This is a genomic window from Motilibacter aurantiacus, from assembly GCF_011250645.1.
GTDB classification, from domain to species: domain Bacteria; phylum Actinomycetota; class Actinomycetes; order Motilibacterales; family Motilibacteraceae; genus Motilibacter_A; species Motilibacter_A aurantiacus.
This window is the reverse complement of the sequence record NZ_JAANNO010000001.1, coordinates 174495-191938: the sequence shown is the minus strand read 5'-3', so window position 1 is coordinate 191938 and position 17444 is coordinate 174495. Positions and strand designations below refer to the sequence as shown.

16 protein-coding genes are annotated in these 17444 nt (G+C 76.0%); 8 read left to right on the top strand and 8 right to left on the bottom strand.

Annotated features, from left to right (window positions below):
- The first annotated feature begins 7 nt into the window (after positions 1 to 7).
- Positions 8 to 544, top strand: a complete 537-nt coding sequence (locus G9H72_RS00920) for a WapI family immunity protein (protein ID WP_231126163.1) — start codon at positions 8 to 10, stop codon at positions 542 to 544.
- Here the strand turns inward: G9H72_RS00920 and G9H72_RS00915 are convergent.
- From G9H72_RS00915 to G9H72_RS00905, 3 genes are all read right to left on the bottom strand, one after another.
- Positions 492 to 653 (bottom strand): hypothetical protein, encoded by a 162-nt coding sequence (locus G9H72_RS00915; protein ID WP_166166237.1) that lies wholly within the window; start codon positions 651 to 653, stop codon positions 492 to 494. The two genes, G9H72_RS00920 and G9H72_RS00915, sit on opposite strands and share 53 nt — an antisense overlap.
- A 32-nt stretch (positions 654 to 685) precedes the next feature.
- A complete protein-coding gene (locus tag G9H72_RS00910; RefSeq protein ID WP_166166235.1) occupies positions 686 to 1306 on the bottom strand; it encodes a LysE family transporter in 621 nt (206 codons plus the stop codon).
- 119 nt (positions 1307 to 1425) lie between these two features.
- A complete protein-coding gene (locus G9H72_RS00905; protein ID WP_166166233.1) occupies positions 1426 to 2043 on the bottom strand; it encodes a TetR/AcrR family transcriptional regulator C-terminal domain-containing protein in 618 nt (205 codons plus the stop codon).
- 121 nt (positions 2044 to 2164) lie between these two features.
- Between G9H72_RS00905 and G9H72_RS00900 the strand changes: the two genes are divergently transcribed.
- Together G9H72_RS00900 and G9H72_RS00895 are read left to right on the top strand one after the other, a co-directional pair.
- Positions 2165 to 3664 (top strand): APC family permease, encoded by a 1500-nt coding sequence (locus G9H72_RS00900; RefSeq protein WP_166166231.1) that lies wholly within the window; start codon positions 2165 to 2167, stop codon positions 3662 to 3664.
- Positions 3661 to 5268, top strand: a complete 1608-nt coding sequence (locus G9H72_RS00895) for an amidohydrolase (RefSeq protein WP_166166229.1) — start codon at positions 3661 to 3663, stop codon at positions 5266 to 5268. Before G9H72_RS00900 ends, G9H72_RS00895 begins: the two co-directional genes overlap by 4 nt.
- Positions 5269 to 5293: 25 nt before the next feature.
- Here the strand turns inward: G9H72_RS00895 and G9H72_RS00890 are convergent, their stop codons facing one another.
- Positions 5294 to 6055, bottom strand: coding sequence for a TIGR03089 family protein (locus G9H72_RS00890; protein WP_166166227.1), 762 nt, complete (start codon positions 6053 to 6055; stop codon positions 5294 to 5296).
- A gap of 52 nt (positions 6056 to 6107) precedes the next feature.
- Here G9H72_RS00890 and G9H72_RS00885 point away from each other — a divergent pair, with 52 nt between their 5' ends.
- The 3 genes from G9H72_RS00885 to G9H72_RS00875 are packed head-to-tail and all read left to right on the top strand — an operon-like array spanning position 6108 to position 10644.
- The gene (locus tag G9H72_RS00885; RefSeq protein ID WP_166166225.1) at positions 6108 to 7541 is read left to right on the top strand and encodes a DUF2079 domain-containing protein; all 1434 of its coding nucleotides are present in this window, start codon (positions 6108 to 6110) and stop codon (positions 7539 to 7541) included.
- Positions 7538 to 9664 carry a hypothetical protein gene (locus G9H72_RS00880; protein WP_166166223.1) on the top strand — a complete coding sequence of 709 codons (2127 nt, stop codon included), beginning with the start codon at positions 7538 to 7540 and terminating at the stop codon, positions 9662 to 9664. The genes G9H72_RS00885 and G9H72_RS00880 overlap by 4 nt, the downstream gene beginning before the upstream one ends.
- 53 nt (positions 9665 to 9717) lie before the next feature.
- Positions 9718 to 10644 carry a glycosyltransferase family 2 protein gene (locus G9H72_RS00875; protein ID WP_166166221.1) on the top strand — a complete coding sequence of 309 codons (927 nt, stop codon included), beginning with the start codon at positions 9718 to 9720 and terminating at the stop codon, positions 10642 to 10644.
- A 97-nt stretch (positions 10645 to 10741) separates the two neighbouring features.
- Here the strand turns inward: G9H72_RS00875 and G9H72_RS00870 are convergent, their stop codons facing one another.
- From G9H72_RS00870 to G9H72_RS00860, 3 genes are read right to left on the bottom strand one after another with little or no spacing between them, the layout of a single operon-like run.
- On the bottom strand, positions 10742 to 11485 hold the full coding sequence (locus G9H72_RS00870; protein WP_166166219.1) for a class I SAM-dependent methyltransferase: 744 nt from the start codon (positions 11483 to 11485) through the stop codon (positions 10742 to 10744).
- Complete coding sequence (locus tag G9H72_RS00865; protein ID WP_166166217.1) at positions 11482 to 12615, bottom strand: glycosyltransferase; 1134 nt, start codon at positions 12613 to 12615, stop codon at positions 11482 to 11484. The genes G9H72_RS00870 and G9H72_RS00865 overlap by 4 nt, the downstream gene beginning before the upstream one ends.
- A 7-nt stretch (positions 12616 to 12622) precedes the next feature.
- On the bottom strand, positions 12623 to 13678 hold the full coding sequence (locus G9H72_RS00860) for a hypothetical protein (protein WP_166166215.1): 1056 nt from the start codon (positions 13676 to 13678) through the stop codon (positions 12623 to 12625).
- A 94-nt stretch (positions 13679 to 13772) separates the two neighbouring features.
- Here G9H72_RS00860 and G9H72_RS00855 point away from each other — a divergent pair, with 94 nt between their 5' ends.
- Complete coding sequence (locus G9H72_RS00855) at positions 13773 to 14762, top strand: lysylphosphatidylglycerol synthase domain-containing protein (protein ID WP_331271865.1); 990 nt, start codon at positions 13773 to 13775, stop codon at positions 14760 to 14762.
- A gap of 122 nt (positions 14763 to 14884) precedes the next feature.
- Complete coding sequence (gene manB / locus G9H72_RS00850; protein ID WP_166166213.1) at positions 14885 to 15961, top strand: mannose-1-phosphate guanylyltransferase; 1077 nt, start codon at positions 14885 to 14887, stop codon at positions 15959 to 15961.
- 57 nt (positions 15962 to 16018) lie between these two features.
- Here manB and G9H72_RS00845 read toward each other — a convergent pair whose 3' ends face one another.
- Positions 16019 to 17344, bottom strand: coding sequence for a peroxidase family protein (locus G9H72_RS00845; RefSeq protein ID WP_231126161.1), 1326 nt, complete (start codon positions 17342 to 17344; stop codon positions 16019 to 16021).
- Positions 17345 to 17444 lie beyond the last annotated feature (100 nt).

Here is a 17444-nt window from a genome sequence, read left to right as displayed (position 1 = left end):
GCACGTGTTGCTGGAGGGCGAGGACGGCGCTGCACTGCGGCTTGTCCCTTCGGCGTACGAGTTCCCCGCCGCTCGGGAGGAGGACGACGCGAACTGGCTCGTCGTCCGGGGCGAGGCCCGGGCGGCGGCAGGGGCGGCCTGGGCCTTCTCCAGCCCCTGCCTGTCCACCGGGGAAGCGGCAGCCCTCGGGACCTGGCTGCGAGCGGCTGCGGCCGGGGACGTGGCTCCGCTGCCCGCCCCGGCGGACGGACTGTGGGACGACACCTCGCCCGGGTTGCTGACGTTCCTGGAGCCGGTCCTGGCCTTCAGCGTGGCGGCGGTCTCGGGCACGGCCTGCACGGTGCGAGCGCACCTCTCGCTGGAGGCGGAGCCGCCGGACGGCCTCGAGCGTGAGCCGTACGAGTACGTCCTGAGGCTCGTCGTCCTGCGCGCCGGACTGCTGCACGCGGCCGAGCGGTGGGAGCACGAGCTCGCCGCATACCCGGTGCGGCTCACCCCGCCGCGGAGCAGGCCCCGGCGGTGGGGCCGGCCGGCCGGCGCGTGAGCGGGACCGGCGTCGCCGGTGTCGGCATGGGGTCGGCCGCGGGGTCGAGGAACGGCCAGTAGTAGCCGAAGTCGAGGACGGCGGACACGATCGGCGAAGTGCGCTGCATGGAAGTACTCCTCTGCTGTCGATGGTCGGGGCTCATGCGGCCGAGACCGCGAGGTGGAGTGCGAGGGCCACCGTGGTGGCAGCTCCCGCATATCCGGCCCGTCGCCGGGCCGTGGGCGACAGGCGGCGCCCGATGGCGTTGCCGCCGAGCGCGAGGGCGCTGTGCCAGGAGACGGACACGAGGCCGCACCCGAGGGCGAAGCAGGCCGCGGTGAGGGCGGAGGTGCTGCCCAGGGTGGAGGCAGCGGTCGCCAGTGTGAGGGCGGTCAGCGGGTCGGCGGCGGTGACGGCGACGAAGCGAAGGCAGGCGCGCAGCCCGCTGCCCGGCCCGGCCGGGCCCGGCGGCGCCGGGCTGCGCGCGCCGACCAGTGAGTACGCCGCGAGGGCGAGGAGCACCGCGGCGGAGAGCCCGTGGACGTGCCGCTCCCACGGCTGCAGGGTGGCCGTGACGGACGCGCCTGCGGCGCCGGCGGCGAGTGCGAAGGAGAAGTCGGTCAGGGCCACCCCGCCGGCCGCTGCCGCGGCGACCCGGCGCGTCGAGCGCATGCCGGTGTCGATCAGCATCGAGCTGAGCGCACCGAAGGGCACCGACAGCGCCAGGCCGGCGAGCGCGCCGGTGACGAGGGCCTGGGCCAGCGGCAGGCAGGTGGTCATGGGGGGTCCTCGGCGGGCCGGGCAGGCGGAGCGGCCTGCGGTCAGCGACGCCGACGGACGCGGCGCCTAACAGTGTTAGGAAACCTAACGCCGTTAGGGAGCTGGGTCAAGACCCGCTGTCACCGCTCCGTGCTCGCGGCCACCACCGCCTCCACGAGGCGGGCCAGGCCCAGCTCGAAGCCCTCCTCGTCGATGCAGTCGCGGTCGCACGCCTGCAGGGCGGCGGCCAGTGACGGGTACGCCTCGCGGTAGTCGGCGGCCTCGCCGAACCCGCCGATGAACGTCTCGACGGCCGACCCGAGCACGAGGTAGTCGAGGACGGCGGTGAAGCGCATCGCCTCGCCGGCGGGCACGCCGTGCCGGAGCAGCGTGCGCAGGATCGCGTCGTACACCCGCAGGGCGGAGTCGGTGCCTATCGGCCGGTGCGCGATGAGCGCGGTCGCGTGCGGGTGCCGGACGTACGCGGCGCGGTACGAGCGGGCGCAGTCGGTCAGCGCCGTCCGCAGGTCGTCCCCCTCGAGCGCGTCGAGGTCGATCTCGGAGTTGATCTGCTCGTGGACGGCGTCGAGGATCTCGTCCTGGTTCGCGACATGGCTGTAGAGCGACGGCGCTCGGACGCCCAGCCGGTCCGCGAGCGCCCGCATGGTCCAGCCGGCCGACCCCCGCTCGTCGAGCAGGTCGAGCGCTGCGCGCGCGATGGAGTCGCGGGTCAGGGGCGCGGTGGTCGTGCGTGGCATGTCGATCTCCTGGCGAAATGGGTCTTGCGCCCGCTTCCTAACAGCGTTAGGTTCCACGGTGCCTCCTAACGATGTTAGGTCACGCTGGAGGCCCTTCCCATCCGCATCCGAGAGGACCACCATGTCCACCCTGACCACCTTCGACGTCACCACGGCCGACGACGCCGCGCGCCTGCGCTTGCTCGGCTACGAGCAGCAGCTGCGGCGCAGCCTGGGCATGCGCGGCAACCTCGCCCTCGGCTTCGCCACCATCTCCCCGGTCGTCGGGCTCTACGGCGTCGCCCTCGTCGGGCTCGCCGTCGCCGGCGGGCTCTGGGTGTGGGCGCTGCCCGTCGCCCTCGCCGGCCAGGCCTGCCTGGTCTCCGTCTACGCCGAGCTCGCAGCGCGCTTCCCCGTGGCCGGCGGCGCCTATCAATGGACCAGACGCGTCCTGCCCAGCGCGAGGTACGCGTGGATGACCGGCTGGCTGTCCCTGTGCGCCTTTCTCGCGGCCAACACCACGATCGCCTATCTGGCCGCGCCGTGGGTGTGGGCCGCCCTCGGCGACACCCCGGGCCCCGCCCTGCACGTCGCCACCGCGGCGGTGTTCCTCCTGGCGTGCTCGGCCGTCAACACGTACGGCATCGAGCCGCTGCGCCGGCTGGTGTCCCTCGGCATCGCGGCCGAGATCGTGGCCTCCGTCGTGGTCGGGCTGGTGCTCCTGCTTGCCTTCCGGGAGCAGGGCCTGTCCGTCCTGACCGACTCGCTCGGTGCCGAAGCGGCCTTCGGCGGGTCGTCGCTCGCCGCGGGGCTCGCCGTGCTCGCGGTCGCGGGCTGGGCGTTCCTCGGCATGGACGCCTGCATCGCCTCCAGCGAGGAGACGCGCGACGCCGCCCGCCACGTGCCGCGCGCGGTCTGGGCGGCGCTGCTGTCGGTCGGCGCCATCGTCGTGCTCGACGCGGTCGCCGTCACGCTCGCCCATCCGGACCCGTCGCTCGTCCCCGCCGGCGCCGACGTGGACCCGGTCACGACCGCGGTGACCCAGGGCTTCGGCGACTGGGCGACCAAGCCGTTCGCCGTGCTCGTGCTCGTGGCCTTCGTCGCCTGCGGCATGGCCGCCCAGGGGGCGACCGCGCGGATGATGTGGTCGATGTCGCGCGACGAGGTGCTGCCGGGGTCGCGCGCCCTGCAGCGGCTCAACCGCCACCAGGCCCCGGTCGGCGCGATCGCAGGCGTGACGCTCGTCGGGGGCGCAGGGCTGCTGCTCGGCCTCGACTCCACCGCGATGGGCAGCCTGCTCGCGTTCGGCACGGCGGTCGCGTACCTCGTCTTCCTGCTCATCGCCGTCGCGGCGCTCATCGGGCGGCTGACCGGCCGCTGGCAGCCCGCCGGAGGTGCCCGCCGCGCCCGACGCGGGCTCGCGCTCAACGTCGCGGCCGTGGCGTGGCTGGGCTTCGAGTTCGTCAACGTGGCGTGGCCGCGCGAGCAGCTCGCCCCGCCGGACGCGCCGTGGTACCAGGTCTGGGCCGCCGTTCTCGTGACCGTCCTCGCGCTGGCCGCCGGCACGTTCTACCTGCTGGTCGCGCAGCCGCACCGACGCGTCGCCGCGGCCTCCTCGTTCGCCGGCGGCGGTGCGCGGTGAGCGCGCCTCCCCAGGCCGACCTGGCCGTGCTCGGGGCGCGGGTGCACACCCTCGTCCCGGGCGCCGCCCCGGCCACCGCCCTGGCCGTCAGCGGCGGCCGCATCGTCGCGGTGGGGGACGAGCGCGACGTGAAGACCACGATCGGCGGGCGTACCCAGGTGCTCGAGGCGCCCGGGCAGGTCGTCGTGCCCGGCCTGGTCGACGCGCACGTCCACCTCGGCATCGGGCTCGAGCAGGAGCGGGGCGTCGACCTGTCCGCCGTGGCCGGGCGTGCCGGCCTGAGGTCCGCGATCGCCGCCGCCGCAGCGGCCACCGCCCCGGGCGAGTGGGTGGTGGCGCACGGGCTGGACTACGGCGCCGTCGACGACCTGGCCACCGCGGCGAGGGACGTGGACACGGCGGCGGGAGGGCGCCCGGCCTGGGTGTGGCTCGCCGACCTGCACACGGTCCTGCTCAGCTCGGCCGCCGTGCGGCTGGGCGGCCTCACCGGGGCGGAGCGCTTCGCCGACCGGTCGAGCGTGGCCGTCGACGGCGCCGCCGTGGTCCGGGAGATGTCGGCCGTCGGTCTCGCGGCGCGGGCGCTGCCGGCCGGGACGGTGCCGGAACTGGCCGACCGGCTCGAGACGCTGCTGCAGGCGAAGGCCGCGACCGGGCTCACGGGGGTGCACGTGCTCGACTCCTGGGGCGACACGCACGACGCGCTGTCGCTGCTGGACGCCGAGGGGCGGCTGCCGCTGCGGGTGGTCAGCGCCCCCTGGTGCACCGCGGGCACCGCGGGAGAGACGGTCGCGCTCGCCGCGGCCCGGGCCGGCCGGCCCGGCCGGCGCTACCGGGTCGCGGCGGTCAAGGCGTTCCTCGACGGCGTGGTCGACGCCGGCACCGCCTGGCTCGCCGAGCCGGACGCCTGCGGCGAGTGCCAGGCCCCGCAGTGGCTGGACCCCGTCGACTACCGGAGGGCCGTGCTCGCCGCCGCCGACGCCGGGCTGCCGACGTGGACCCACGCGATCGGCGACGCGGCCGTCGCCTACGCCCTCGACACCTACGCGCTGGCCCCGCGGCCGCGGACGGCGCGGCACCGGGTCGAGCACCTCGAGGTGCTCGCGGACGCAGACGTCCGGCGCTTCCGCGCCCTCGACGTGGTCGGCTCGGTCCAGCCGGCGCACATGGACTGGTCCGACCCCGGGCTGGCCGACCCCTGGTCCCGGCGGGTCGGCGCGGGACGGGTGCGCCGCGCGTGGCGGCTGGGCGACCTGGCCGCCGCGGGAGCGACGCTCGCGCTCGGGTCCGACTGGCCGATCAGCAGCAGCGACCCCCGGCGCACGCTCGCCAGCGCGGCGCTGCGCGCCCCCGTCGGCACGGGCCGGCCGGCGTACGGCGGGGCCGGGCAGGCGCTCGGCCCCGCGCAGGCTCTCGCCGCGATGACGACCGGGCCGGCGTACGCCCTGCGCGAGGAGGCCGTCGCCGGCCGGCTCGCCGTCGGCATGCGGGCGGACCTGACCGTGCTCGGCGGCGACCCGGTGGCCTGCGCGCCGGAGGAGCTGCCCGGGCTGCCCGTACTGGCGACGGTCGTGGGCGGGCAGGTGGTGCACGGGGCCCCGGGCTGACGGGCCGCCTCCGGCGGGCCCGTCCTCACACCACCAGGTCGACCTGCTCCACGTCGCGCCGGGCGTCGGCCGCGGCGGGGTCGGCGTTGCGGCACAGCACCAGGGACCCGCCCACGGCGAGCGGCACCAGCAGCGCTTCCACGATCGCCTCGGCGGTGTCGAAGGCCCGCCCGGTCAGGAGGCGTGCGCCGGGGCGGGCCCCCAACCGGGCCGCGGCGTCGCGCCCGGACCGGGCGAGCCCGGCGGCGGTGAGCGCCTGGTCCTGGCAGTCCAGGGCCGGGGCGTCGGGCGCCGGCGGGGCGTAGGCGAGGAAGCGGTCGCCCTGCGGGGGGACCTCCGCGTCCCCGTCGATCACGCCCGCGGGCAGAGCCGGCCCGGGCGTCGTCGCCGCCAGCAGCGCGGGCCGCAGGCTGAGCGCGACGACCTCGCCCGCCCCGGCCGCGACCGCGTCGTCGAGGCTCTCCGGGCCGGTGACGATCACGTCGGCCTGCGGCAGCGGGTCGCCGGGGCGTGCCGGGGTCACCTCGAGCCCCACCGACCAGGCCGCCAGGAGCCACACCGGGGCCTGCCAGTGCGCGGGCAGGACGAGCGCGAGCGTCTGGCCGGGCGTGACGGCGAGCTCGTCCTGCAGCAGGTTGGCGGTCTTCGCGACCCAGTTGTCGAACGTCAGCACCGACAGCTCGACCCGCTCACCGGTCGAGTCGTCGTAGAACGTGACGAAAGGCCGGGCTGGGTCCGCGGTCAGCGCGTTCCGCAGCAGGCCGATGGGGGTGTCGGGGGAGGCCACGTCCGGCAGCGTAGGCCCACGCCCCTGCGCCCCACGTTGTACCGTCGCGCGGGTGACGGAGCGCCCCCCACTGCTCGAGCGCCCGCCCCAGCTGGAGGGTGCCGGGCGCGCGCCGCGGCGACCGGTCGGCCCGCACGCGGTCGCCGTGCCGGCGGTGGCGCTGGCGCTGGCCGCGGTGCACGCGACCCTGGGCCTGCTCGCGTACCGCAACTTCCGGGTCGGCTCGTGGGACCTGCTGCTCTTCGACGAGACGGTCAGGGGCTACGCCGGGTGGGGGTCCCCGGTCCAGCCCGCCCTCGGTGTCCACCTCGACGTCGGGCCCGACCTCATCGCGCTCGGCGACCACTTCTCCCCGATCCTCGTGCTGCTCGCGCCGCTCTACTGGGTCTGGGACGACCCGCGGATGCTGATCCTGGCCCAGGCCGCGCTGATCGCGGTGTCCATCGGCCTCGCCTGGGTGATCGCCCGCCGGGCGCTGGGACCCGGCATCGCGTACGCGGTGGCCGTCGCGACCGGGCTGGCCTGGCCGCTGCAGGAGGCGTCCGTAGTCGGCTTCCATGAAGTCCTCTTTGCCGTACCTCTGATCCTGCTTGCCTGCGAGCGGCTGCAAGCCCACCGGCCCGGCCAGGCCGCCGCCTGGGCCGCCTCCCTGATGCTGGTCAAGGAGGACATGGGCTTCGTCACGGTCATGTTCGGGGTGCTGCTCGCGCTGCGCGGTCAGCGCCGGCTGGGCGCCGGTCTCGCCGCCGCGGGGCTGCTGGGGGCGTACCTCTCGACCTCGGTCATCGTGCCGGCGTTCTACGGGCACGGGTCCCCGGACGGCGACTACTACGAGGCGTTCTTCGCCGCGCTGCCCGACCCGGTGGAGACGCTGGAGGTCATCTTCACGCCGGTGCAGAAGGAGGAGACCGTCCTCTGGCTGCTGGCGCCCTTCGCGTTCCTGCCGCTCGCGTCGCCGGTCGTGCTGCTCACCCTGCCGCAGCTGGGGGAGAGGGCCATCTCCTCCAACCCCAACCACTGGGGCCTCGAGCAGCACTACAACGCGGTGCTCCTCCCGGTCCTCGTCGTCGCCGCGGTCGAGGCCGCCCGTCGGCTGCCGCTGCGCTGGCGGCAGGCGTTCGCGGCGTACGCGGTGCTGGCCGCCGTCGTGCTCTGCGCGAGGTTCCCCTTCGCCGACCTGGCCGACCGCGAGACCTGGCGGCTGGACGCGCACGAGCGGGCGGCCGCCCAGGCCGTGGCGGCGGTGCCCGACGGCGTGACGGTCGAGGCGGACAACGAGATCGGCCCGCACCTGGCGGACCGGGGGACCGTGCTGCTCCTGGACAAGACGCCCCGCGACGCCCCGTGGGTGGTCGTCGACGTGGCCCGCTCGTCGTTCCCGATCGACTCCCTGGCGGTCCAGCGCGACCGCGTCGCCCTGTTGCAGTCGCGCGGCTACGAGCTGGTGCTGGACAACGGCAGCTACGCCGTGCTGCGCCGGCCGTGACCCTGGTGACGAGCACCGCCGGGCCGCCGGGGGCCCAGCGGCTCGCCGGCGAGGCCATGCCCCGGCCGGCGGGCAGCCCGCGGGCCGGGAAGCTGCTCGCCGCCCTGTCCACCGCGCCGTCGGCCGGCCTGGTCACCGCGCTGGCCGTCGCGTGGCCGCTGCTCGCGCTCGGCGCGTTCGTCCCGCTGACCGTCGGCCTGGTCGCCGTGCCGTGCGGGCTGCTGGCCGCCCTGGTGTCGGCCCGGGTCAGCGCCCGCCGTGCGGCGCCCGCGCCGTGGTGGGCGGTCGCGGCCGTGCTGCTGGTGGCGGTCGGAGCCGGCGTCCTGGCCGCGTGGTACTCCTCCGAGCACCTCGTCCTGCGCCGCGACCCCGGGGCGTACGCGCTGACCGGGCTCTGGGTCGCCGAGCACGGGACGCGCGACATCCCGGTCGACTGGAGCGCCTTCGGCGGCCCCGACCCGGCGCTCGTCGCCGAGAGCCCGGCCTACTACCCCGCGGGCGACTCGCTGGTGCCGCAGTTCCTCTCCGGCCAGCACATGGTCGTCGCGGTCGGGGACTGGCTCGGCGGGGTCTCCGGCGCCCTGCTCGCCCCGGCCGTGCTCGGCGCGCTGGCGCTGCTCGCGATGGGCGGCCTCGCCGCCCGGCTGCTGGGAGGCCCGGCCGGGGTGCTGGCCGCCGCCGCGCTCGCCCTGGCGTACCCGGTCCAGCACGTCGCCCGCTCGACCTACAGCGAGCCGCTGGCCCAGCTGCTCCTGCTCGGCGGCCTGGCCCTGCTGGTCGACGCCGTCGCGCCCCGGGCCGGCAGCGCCTCGCGCCGGGAGACGGTCGTCGTCGCGCTGCTCGCGGGCGGGGTGCTGGGCGCGGCGACCCTGGTCCGCGTCGAGGCGCTGCGCGAGGCCGCCCTGCTCATCCCGGTCTGCGCGGCCCTCGCCGCCCGTCGCCGGCCCGCGGGCGGCGCGCTCGCCGTCGGGCTGGCGGTCGGTGTGCTGGTCGGGGCCCTGGACATGACCGTGCTCGCCGAGCCGTACGTCGCCGAGATCCGCGGCTCGGTAGTCCCCCTCGCGGTCGGCGGGGCGCTGCTCGCCGTGGTCGCCGCCGGCCTGGCGGGGCTCGCCCGCAGCGGGCAGCTGCGGGCCCTCGCCGACCGGGCCCTCGGCGCCGCGGGAACCGCCCGGCTGCTGGCCCGGGGGCCCCGGCTCAGCGCGGCGCTGGTCCTCCTCGCCGCTCTCGTCCTCGCGGCCCGCCCGCTGCTCGACTGGGGCCGGCAGGACCCGGCGAGCCCGGGCGGCCGCGCCGTCGCCGGCCTGCAGCGCGCCGAGCAGATCGTCGCCGACGGCAGCCGCACCTACGCCGAGCGCACGCCGGAGTGGGTCGCCTGGTGGACGGGGTGGCCGGCGGTGCTGCTGGCCGTCGCGGGGGCGGCCTGGCTCGCCCACGCGGCCTGGGGCCGGCGCGACGACCCGCGGTACGCGGCGGCCGGGCCCGTGCTCTGGGTGCTGCTGGCCTCCGGCCTGCTCGTGCTCTGGCGCCCCGGCATCACGCCCGACCACCCCTGGGCGGACCGTCGGCTGGTCCCCGGAGTGCTCCCGCTGGTCGCGCTCTGCGCGGCCGCGGCCGTGGTCGCGGCCGCCCGCTGGGCGCGCCGCCGGGCGCCCGGGGCCGGTGGCCGTACCGCTGCGGCCCTCGTCGCCTGCATCGGCGTCCTCGCCCTGCTCGTGCCGCCCGCGCTCGCCTCCCGGCCGCTGCTGGACCAGCGCACGGAGTCCGGCGAGCTGGCGGCGGTGCAGCAGGCGTGCCGGCAGTTCCGGCCCAACGAGGTGGCGCTGCTGCTCGACCTGCGCGCCCGCCGCGAGTGGTCCCAGCCGCTGCGCGGGGTGTGCGGGGTGCCGACGGTCGGGGTGCTCGACCGCACGCAGCTCGCGCGCCTCGTGGCGAAGGTGCGCGAGGCGGGCAACGACCCCGTCCTCGTCGCCGCCGACCACCCGCGGCGGATCTCCGCGGCCGGGGTCGAGCCGGTCGAGGCCGTGCGGCTGCGCACCCGGGAGGACGACCGCACGCTGCTCGTCCGGCCGGAGGAGACCGTCCCGCTCGCCGTCCGGCTCTGGATCGGGCGGACCGCCTGACGACGTGGCGCGGCGGGGGACGGCAGGCGGAGCAGGTAGCCTCCTCGGCAGTCATGACCAGCGCCCCCGCCTCCACGCCGCCGACCGCCGACGCCGTCCACGTCACGGTCGTCCTGCCCTGCTACAACGAGCAGGACCACGTGCTGCTCGAGATCGAGCGCATCACCAAGGCGCTCGAGGCCAGTGGCTACGCCTACGAGCTGCTCGTCATCGACGACGCCTCGACCGACGGGACGCTGCGCGTCCTGCAGGAGGCGCTGCTGCGCCATCCGCACATGCGGCTGCTGCCCTTCCGTCGCAACGGCGGGTCCGGCACGGCGCGGCGCATCGGCACCCAGCAGGCGCGCGGCGAGATCGTCGTCTGGACCGACGCGGACATGACGTACCCGAACGAGCGCATCCCCGAGCTCGTCCGGATGCTCGACGAGGACCCGACCGTCGACCAGGTCGTGGGGGCACGCACCTCCGAGCAGGGCTCGCACCGCTTCCTGCGGGTGCCGGCCAAGTGGTTCATCCGCAAGCTCGCCGAGGTCCTCAGCAACTCCAAGATCCCCGACCTGAACTCCGGCCTGCGCGCCTTCCGGCGCTCGGTGGCGCTGCCGTACATGCGGCTGCTGCCCCCCGGGTTCTCCTGCGTCACGACCATCACGCTGGCGTTCCTGTCGAACCAGCACGACGTGCGCTACGTGCCGATCGACTACGCCAAGCGGGCCGGCACGTCGAAGTTCAAGTTCGTCCGGGACGCCTACCGCTACATCCTGCAGGTGCTGCGGATGGTCATGTACTTCAACCCGCTCAAGGTGCTCATGCCGGTGGCGCTCACGCTGCTGACGGTCGGCGTGGGCAAGGGCATCTACGACCTCATCGCGCACCCGGTCCGGTTCGCCAGCAACACCGTGCTGATCTTCGTCACCGGTGTGCTCATCGCGGTGCTCGGCCTGCTCGCCGACCTCATCGTGCGCAGCCGCGACGACTACTGACGCCCCCGCCTCCCTCGCTCATCATGCACATCCGGCGAGTTGCCCACAGGCTGCGGACAACTCGCCGCGAACGCATGATCAGCGGCGAGGGGCGGGGTCAGAGGTGTGACGCGGGCTTGACGGCCCGGACGACGATGCCCGGCCCCCGGCCCGGGAACGAGCGCTGGGCGACCCGGAACGGCACCGTGCCCAGCCGGATCAGCGTGCTCTGCCAGTTCTCGGTCGGCTGCAGGTAGCGCCCGCTGTGCCCGGACCGCTCCTGCATGGAGCCGGCCGCGGCCAGCTTGCGGGCGCTGAGCACGTTGCGCGCCGCCTCGAGCGCGTAGCCCACGGGCATGCCGTAGAGCCGCAGGTCCACCGCGTCGAGCCCCACCGAGCGCAGCAGCAGCCGGAGCGCGGGCGGGTCGTAGCGCCGGTAGTGCCCGACGAGCTCGTCGGCCGCGGCGAAGCGGCGCTGGTACGCCGGGACGGACAGCAGCAGCGAGCCGCCGGGACGCAGCCGGTCGACCCAGGCGGCCAGCGCGCCACGGTCGTCCTCGATGTGCTCGAGCACCTCGAACGCGCACACCAGGTCGAACCGCTCGTCCGGCGCCAGCGTCTCCAGGGAGCCGTGGCGGACCGTCCCGCCCGCCGCGCCGACCCGCTCGACGGCGACGGCGTACGACTGCTGGTCCGGCTCGAGCCCCACGTAGCGGCCCAGCGCCGCCAGCCGGGCCCCGGCGGCGCCCTGCCCGCACCCGACCTCCAGCACGTCGAGCGGCCCGGCGGGCAGCAGGCGCGAGACCGTGTCCCAGCGGAGCCAGGCGTTGGCGGTGAGCGGGGGCAGCTGCGCGGACGTCACGGGACAGATCCTTCCAGGCCCCCGCCGTCGAGCCGCCCGGTGAGCACCTCGACCAGGGGGACGACCACGCGCTCGGGGCGGAACGCGCGCTCGGCGAGGGCGCGCGCCGCCTGCTTCTGCCGCTCCAGCAGGGTGCGGTCGGCCGCGAGGGCACGCAGCGCCGCCGCGAGCGCGGCGGCGTCGCCGGGCGGCACGAGGACGGCCGCGTCCCCGAGCATGCGGCGCTGCGGCCCCGTGTCGGAGGTGACGACGGCGCACCCTGCCGCTGCGCCCTGGAAGACCTTGTTCGGCACGACGCGCAGCGCTTTCGGCCCGGTGCCGAAGATCCCCAGGCAGACGTCGGCCGCGGCCACCAGTCGGGGCAGGTCCTCGGCCGCGGCCCAGTCCTGCCAGGTGACCCCGCGTGCGCCGGCGGCAGCCGCGCGGGTGGCGGCCAGCTCCTGCCCGATGCCGTAGAGCGTCGCCTCGACGCCGGTGCCCGCCAGCAGCGCCAGGGCCCGCCCCACCACGGGCGCCCCCTGCAGCGGCGTGAAAAGGCCGAAGAAGACGACCCGCAACGCGCTCGCGTGATCAGGAGCCGGCGCAGCGGCTTGCGCGAACCACGCGTCCGGGGCCCCGACGGCGACGACCACGCCCCGGCCCCGGTGCTCCTCGGGGAGCGTGGCCAGGTGCTCCTCGGTGTCGACGACGACCACGTCGGCGGACGCGAGCGCCGCCTCGTCGAGCCCGCGCAGCAGCCGCTGCTTCAGACTGCCGGACTCCCCGCGGTCGAGCGCGGTGTCGCTCGCCCCGATGAGGTGGTCGAGGACGATGCGGGAGCGGGGGAAGAGCCGCCGCGCGAGCAGCACGTCGAAGTGGCCCAGGTAGCCGACCACCACGACGTCGGGGGCGGCGGCGCCGCGCAGCCTGCGGGCCCGCCGGGCGAGCGACGCCCAGCGCGACAGCAGGGCCCAGGCGAAGCCCGGAAGCCGCCACGGCTGGCGCAGCACCGCGACGCGCCCCGCCGTTCCGATGCCCAGCGGCGCGTTCAGCTGCCGGACGTCGAGCCCGTGCCGCGAGAGCCCCGCCGCCAGCACGCCGACCCGGGGGTGCGAGCGGACGTCGTAGGTACCGAAGAACAGGACGCGCACGCCGCGCTCAGCGCGCCGGCAGGAGGGCGACGACCTGCGAGGAGCCGGAGACCCGGACCGAGCCGCCCGCCTTCGGCGCGAGCGAGCGGGCCGGCACCGTCCACGCTCCCAGCTCGTCGGCGGTCGCGCGCACGATGCGCGCCTTGCGCCCGGGCTGGGTGACGGTCAGCGACACCGAGGTCCCCGGCAGCGCCTTGCCCGACAGCACGGCGACGCCCGCCGGGCTCACCCGTACCCGGCGCGGGGCCTTCACCGGGCAGACGATGTCGACGCTGATCTCACCGGGCTCCGCGAACGACTGCCCCATGACGACCGGGCCGCCGGTCGGCGAGGGCTCCGCGCACCGGCGGCGTGCCTGTGCGGACGTCGCCGCCCCGCCCGCGACCGCCCAGACCGGCAGCGCCGCGAGGTCGGACGCCCGCTTCTGCAGCGCCGCGGTCGGCGCCACCAGGGACGTCCAGTGCGCCGCCAGCACGTAGATGCCGACCGAGCTCGCCGTGCCGCTGCTGCGCAGGCCGTCGCGCACCCCGCGCAGCACCTCGGCGTTGAGCGCCGGGTGGGCGTCGTCCCACGTCACGTCGTCCTCGATGTCGATCCACCACTGGACCTTCTGGCCCGGCGCGAGCCCCGCCTCCCGGGCCCAGGCCACGGCCTGCTGGGCCCCGACGTAGCCGTAGTCGTAGGCGCAGCCCGGCGTCCGCCCGCCGGAGCAGGGCCGCGGCCCGCCCTTGTGCCAGTACTTTCCGCCCGGGCCCGGGTTGGCGGGGGTGAGGTAGAGCTGCGGCGCGCCCGGCAGGGACGTCGCCCACGCCCACTGGCGGGCCAGGTCCGGGTTCCTCAGCCCGAAGTTGCCGCCGTTGACGTTGAGGACGCCGAAGCCGGCGCGGTCGCTTCCGGGCAGCTCGTCGCCCACCTGCTCCTTGCTCACGTCGACGCCGACCGTCCCCGGCACGGCGACGCGCGGCAGCCCGGCGGCGGACGCGGGCGCGGCGGCCAGGGGCGCCACCAGGGCGGCGACGAGGCCGGCGAGCAGGGCGTACGAGCGGGTGGTCGGGCGGGGCAAGGGGGCCTCCTGTCGCACGACGGGGCGGCCGGGGAGCGCGCCGTCCCCGTCGCCGGCGCAGGTCGAAGGCTATCCCGCGGCTAGGCTTGCGCCGGTGAGGAGCGACCGGGCACGCGCGCTTCTCGCCAGCCGATGGGTGCGCGTGGGGTTCCTGGCCGCCGTCGTCGCGTTCGCGGCGTACGCGGTGGCCTCCCAGTGGGGCGACGTGTCCGCGTCGCTGGGGCGGATCGAGCCGCTGACCCTCGTGGGCTCGTTGGCGGCGGTGCTGGTCGGGCTCGTCGGCAGCATGCTGGCCTACCGCGCCCTGCTCGCGGACATGGGCTCCCCGCTGCCGGTGCCCACGGCGGCGCGCATCTTCTTCGTCGGACAGCTGGGCAAGTACCTGCCCGGCTCGCTCTGGCCGGTCGTCGCGCAGATGGAGATGGGGCGCGACGCGGGCGTCCCGCGGCGGCGCAGCGCCTCCGCGATCGCGCTGACGATCCTGATCTACCTCGGTGCCGGGCTGCTGGTCGGCGCGGTGGCACTGCCGTTCGCCAGCGAGGAGGCCGGGGGCTACCGCTGGGTGGTGCTGCTGGCGCCGCTCTTCCTGCTCCTGCTGCACCCCGGCGTGCTCAACCCGCTGCTGGCCCGGGTGCTGGCGCTGGCCCGGCGCGAGCCGCCGGAGCAGCCGCTCACGGGGCGCGGGACGATGACCGCCTTCGCCTGGTCGGTCGTGTCCTGGCTGGCGTTCGGGCTCCACGTCGAGCTGCTCGCGGTCGACCTGGGCGCCCCTGCGGGCCGGGCGCTGCCGCTGGCGGTGGGCGGGTTCGCGCTGGCATGGAGCGCAGGCTTCCTGCTCATCGTCGCCCCCGCGGGCGCCGGCGCCCGTGAGGTGGCCCTGGTGGCGATCCTGTCCCCGGTGCTGACGACGCACGACGGCACCGCGGTCGCGCTCGTCTCCCGGCTGCTCATGACCGGCGGGGACGTGGTCACCGCGGGCGCGGCGGCGCTGACGTGGCGGGCCGGGCGACGCGGCCGGGGCGCCCCCGCCCTGGAGCCCGATGATCATCGGCAGGTCAGCGGGACACGCCGCGTTCCGCGCTGAGACGCCCATGATCAACGTGGCCGACACCCGGGGCCTGGGAGGATGGGCCCGCGAGGGGCGCCGGGGCCTCCTCGTGGACGTGGTCGATCGGTGAGGCGGCGCAGCCGCGGTGGAGGGGACACATGCTCGAGGCCATCCTGCTCGTGGGCGGCAAGGGGACCCGGCTACGGCCGCTGACCCTGACCTGCGCCAAGCCGATGATCCCCACGGCGGGCGTGCCCTTCCTGACCCACCAGCTGGCCCGGGCCGCGGCGGCGGGGGTGGAGCACGTCGTGCTCGCCACCTCGTACCGCGCCGAGACGTTCTCCGCGCACTTCGGCGACGGGTCCCAGCTCGGGCTGCGCATCTCCTACGTCACCGAGACCGAGCCGCTCGGCACCGGGGGCGGCATCCGCAACGTCGCGGGCCTGCTCGAGAGCGGCCCGGACGAGCCTGTGATCATCTTCAACGGCGACGTGCTGTCCGGCCACGACATCGGCGCCCAGCTCGCCCTGCACCGCGACCGCGGCGCGGACGTGACGCTCCACCTGACCGAGGTCGAGGACCCGCGCGCCTTCGGCTGCGTGCCGCTCGACGCCGACGGGCGGGTCGAGGCGTTCCTGGAGAAGACGCCGGACCCGCCCACCAACCGGATCAACGCCGGCTGCTACGTCTTCCGCCGCTCGGTCATCGACGCGATCCCCCGGGGCAGGGTCGTCTCGGTCGAGCGCGAGACGTTCCCCGGCCTGCTCGCGGCCCGCGCGCCGGTCTACGGCTACGTCGAGGCGGCGTACTGGCTGGACCTGGGCACCCCCGAGGCGTTCGTGAAGGGCTCGCGCGACCTGGTGCTCGGCACGATCGCGTCGACCGCTCTCCCGGGCCCGGTGGGGGACCGGCTCGTGCTGGACGGCGCCGACGTCGCGCCCGACGCGCAGGTGACGGGCGGCTCGACGGTCGGGGCCGGCGCGACGGTGGGGGCGGGAGCGGTCGTCGACGGCAGCGTGCTGCTCGACGGTGCGCTGGTCGAGGCGGGCGCGGTGGTGCGCAGCTCGGTCGTCGGAGCGGGCGCCGCGGTCGGCCGGGGGACCGTGCTCGACGGCGTCGTCGTCGGCGAGGCGGCGCGCATCGGCGCCCACAACGAGCTGCTCGCCGGCGCTCGCGTGTGGGCGGGGGCGGAGCTCCCGGACAAGGCGGTGCGGTTCAGCAGCGACGCGTCCTGACGCCGAAGGGGTACGCCGGGGCGGCCCGGCGTACCCCCTAAGGGCCGTGGTGGGCCGTCAGGAGAGCGTGGCGACCACGCCGGCCGCGCGCAGCAGGTCCACGATCCCGAAGTCGCCGCCCTCGGGCCTCCAGTCCGGCGCCTGGTTGAGGTAGGACTGCTTGTCGCCCCGGATCAGGCCGACGATGACCTCGGCGACGATGCGCGCGCCCACCGCCCCCAGCCGCTCGCCCTTCTGCTGCACGTCGGCCTCGCGCAGCACGTAGAGCCAGAGCGGCGTGCTGGCGTCGAGGTGGAAGTCGCGCAGGTCCTCGAGGTCGGAGGCGGCGAGCGGCTCCAGGCTCATCGCCTGCGCGACCCGCTGCCCGGACGGGACGCACATCGTGAGGTTGCGCTCGAGGTTGCGCGTCGCCAGCGACCTCGCCTCCTCGGCCGGCTGCCCCATGAGCTCGAACAGCACCGACGAGAGCGTCGTGTCGATCCTCTTGTTGCGCCTGGCGCGGCCGTCGCCGAAGTCGAAGAAGGTCTGCCAGTCGATGAACCGGCGGGCGGCCCGCTTGCCGCCGCGCAGGTCGGCCGGGTCGTCGAGGTCGGCGAGCGTGGGGTCGAAGATCAGCGCGAAGAACTGCTGGCCGACGTCGGTGGTGCTCGTGCCGAAGTTGGCGCGGTAGCTCGGCCTGACCTGCGAGTGGCCGAAGCGGTACGCCGCGACCGAGAACTCCACGGGGATGTACGGCTCGTTGCGCCAGCGGTAGTGGCGTGGGCCGTCGGCGAGGACGTCGTCCACGACTTCCTGCCCGACGGTGGTGGGCAGGAAGTCGTGCAGCACGAGCCACTGGTAGTGCCAGCGCACGAGCCGCTGCGCCTCGGCGAAGACCTCACCGGGGCCGAACGCCGGCCCGAGCCGCGTTCGGACCTGCTCGACCGTCGCGTTGTGGAAGCGCAGGAAGGCGAGGTGCAGCTGGGACAGGACGAGGTTCTCGTCGTTGCGCGGGTCCCCGATCAGGGCGACGTTCTGCCGGTTGCGGGCCAGGTCGAAGCGCGGGGTGCCGCCGACGGAGACGGCGGTGCAGCCGGGGATGTCGTCGACCAGGAAGGTCGTGCGGCCGGAGTCGACGGCCTGGTCGTAGAGGAACGGGGAGACGACCGGGCCGCCGCCGTACACGCTGTCCAGGTCCAGGGCGGGGACCCGGAAGTTGCGGATGGCCTCGGGGTCCTGGCGGCGGGCGAGGCTGGACGTCGGGTCGAACGTCATGTCGTGGTCGAGGAACTGCCCGAGGAAGGTCATCCCCGCCGTCATCCGCGGGTTGTCCGCGTTGTGCTCGCTGAGCGCGGCGGAGGTGATGAGCGCGACGGGGTCGGTCAGGTCGTCGCCCGCGTCCATCGGGCCGCCTCTGGCGCCGAGCCGTCTGAGGCAGTCGCGGACGAGCGGGGTGTCCGGGGCGAAGGGGGGCAGCGTCGGGAACAGGCGCCCGAACCTGCCG